3 protein-coding genes are annotated in these 2,121 nt (G+C 74.6%); 1 reads left to right on the plus strand and 2 read right to left on the minus strand.

The genetic code is table 11. The features are described 5' to 3' along the window. Nucleotides 1-218 precede the first annotated feature (218 nt). Nucleotides 219-689 (plus strand): NUDIX hydrolase, encoded by a 471-nt coding sequence (locus AOK22_RS38205; RefSeq protein WP_055703234.1) that lies wholly within the window; start codon nucleotides 219-221, stop codon nucleotides 687-689. Between the two features lie 30 nt (nucleotides 690-719). On the opposite strand, the gene AOK22_RS38210 is transcribed toward AOK22_RS38205, so the two are convergent. Next, the gene (locus AOK22_RS38210) at nucleotides 720-1,418 is read right to left on the minus strand and encodes a GntR family transcriptional regulator (protein WP_237773633.1); all 699 of its coding nucleotides are present in this window, start codon (nucleotides 1,416-1,418) and stop codon (nucleotides 720-722) included. A 67-nt stretch (nucleotides 1,419-1,485) separates the two neighbouring features. After that, nucleotides 1,486-1,839 carry a VOC family protein gene (locus AOK22_RS38215; protein ID WP_055703236.1) on the minus strand — a complete coding sequence of 118 codons (354 nt, stop codon included), beginning with the start codon at nucleotides 1,837-1,839 and terminating at the stop codon, nucleotides 1,486-1,488. Nucleotides 1,840-2,121: the final 282 nt, after the last annotated feature.

Below are 2,121 nucleotides of genomic sequence, written 5' to 3' on the forward strand. Positions count from 1 at the left end.
CACATGGGGAGGCTCCAGGGGAAGGGCGTGGCGGTCGGGGACCGGAGGGGACGCGTCCGCCAGTTTGTATACCAAGTGGAGGGGGCCTGCAAGAGTGGGCCGACGGCGGGCGAGGCCATTGCCTGCTATGCACGGAAAAGAGCGGGAGTCGTCGGAAGCCTGGTATACATCGCCTCGGTCGTCGTCGGCGCGCCGGCGTCCTGTCGTAAGGTGCGCGGATGGATCTCCGGCTGGCCGCGTACGCCGTGTGCGTCGAGAACGGGCGGGTGCTGCTCGCCCACCACGTGGCGCCGGACGGCGACCGCACCTGGACGCTCCCGGGCGGCCGGGTCGAGCATGCGGAGGACCCGCTCGACGCGGTGGTCAGGGAGATCGCCGAGGAGACCGGGTGCGACGCGGTGGTCGAGCGGCTGCTCGGCGTGGACTCCCGGGTGGTCCCGGCGGCCGACCGCAGGCCGGGCCTGCCGGAGCTGCACAGCGTCGGCGTCTTCTACCGGGCCCGGATCACCGGCGGACGCCTGCGCCCCGAGCCGAACGGCGAGACCGCCGCGTCGGTCTGGACCCCCGTCCCCGAGGTGGCCGGCCTGTGCCGGTCGTCACTGGTCGACGTGGGCCTCGCCCTGGCGCTGACCGATCCGCCGACCGGGCATGTCGCTCCCGTGCCGGTGGGCGGCCTGATCCGGCACTGAGCCGCCCCGGCCGCCCGGGGACGGCCTCCGTCAGCGCTCCCCGGTCACCTCACGGCCCTCCTCGAAGAGCGAGCGCAGGGCCACCGCCTGGCTGTCCCGGACGTGCAGCAGGGTGACGGCCGCCGCCGTCTCCTCGTCGCCCGTCGCGATGCGGTCGTAGATGAGCCGGTGCTGGGACCGCATGTGGGCGGGCTCCGCGCGGATGCCGAACAGGAGCTGGAGCTGCCAGCTCAGCTGGTCCATCGTGCGGGCGAGCAGCGGATTGCCGGAGAGCGCGACGATGCCCTCGTGGAAGGCGGTGTGCGCGGCGACCTCGCGCGGCCCGTCGTCCGCGTCCGAGGCCTGCTCGGCGTGGCCGAGGGCGGCCCGGAGCGCGGCGAGGCCCGGGGGCTCGTCCGGCGCGCAGTGCGCCACCCGGCGCGCGGAGAGCCGCGACGCCTGGACGGCCAGCGGCTCCCACACCTCGTACAGATGACGCACGTCGTCACGGTCCAGGCGGCGCACCCGCACGCCGCTGTGCGGGAGCAGTTCGAGCAGCCCCTCGGCGACCAGGGAGCGCAGCGCCTCGCGGACGGGGACGCGGGACATCCGCAGCTCCTCGGCGACCTCGCGCTCCACGAGGCGCGCGCCGAGCGCGTAGCGGCGGTCGACGATGCGCCGCCGGACGGCCTCGCGGGCCTGGGCGCTCAGCGACGTGCGCTCCGCGCCGCCCGCCGTGTTGCCTGCCACCTGCACCGTCCTCCGTTCCGGGCGGGGCCCGGTGCCCCGCCGTGGAGGATACGGGGGAGGGTGCGGGTCAGGTCGCGGCGCGGCGGTCCACGTACTCGAAGACGGAGCCGTCCGGGTGCAGCGCCATGAGGCTGCGGCCCGCGGGCGTCGGCAGCGGGCCCGCGATGACCCGGCCCCCGGAAGCCGTCAGGACCTCGTTCGCCTCGTCCACGTCCGCCACCGCGATGGTCGCCGAGACCTTGCGGAGCACCTCGAGCTCCTTCGCCGGACCGCTCATCAGCAGGAAGCAGCCGACCGCGGCGACGGACACCCCGCCGCGCTCGAAGCGCATCGCCTTGCCGCCCGCGAGCCGCTCATAGAAGGCGACCGAGGACTCCAGGTCCTCGACGCAGATGCGCAGTGTGGTTCCCAGGATCTCCATGACTGGACAGCTCTCACCTTTCTGACCTGCGGCGACCTTGACCGAGCGGGCGGCAGTGGGCGACAGCGTGCAACAGCCGTGAGCTGACCGGCCGTTGCGCCCCTCGCGCGCTCCCTCGGGCCTGCAACGATTTCATGATTGCCTGCCTTGTCGCCACCGCCCCGGGGAATCCGGCACGGGCCGCGATCCGCCGCCGCTCCTCGACCTCGCGCAGGGACCGGGGCCGGGCACCCCGGCGGAGTGCCGTTACGCGTCCGTCGCCCCGGGTACCCGGGCGCCATG

Origin of the sequence: Streptomyces silaceus (genome assembly GCF_001419745.1) — a bacterium.
Taxonomy (GTDB): domain Bacteria; phylum Actinomycetota; class Actinomycetes; order Streptomycetales; family Streptomycetaceae; genus Streptomyces; species Streptomyces silaceus.

Excerpts from the sequence above, each read along its gene's own strand:
- AOK22_RS38205 (WP_055703234.1), top strand. The coding sequence starts at position 219 with ATGGATCTCCGGCTGGCCGCGTACGCCGTGTGCGTCGAGAACGGGCGG.
- AOK22_RS38215 (WP_055703236.1), bottom strand. The coding sequence starts at position 1,839 with ATGGAGATCCTGGGAACCACACTGCGCATCTGCGTCGAGGACCTGGAG.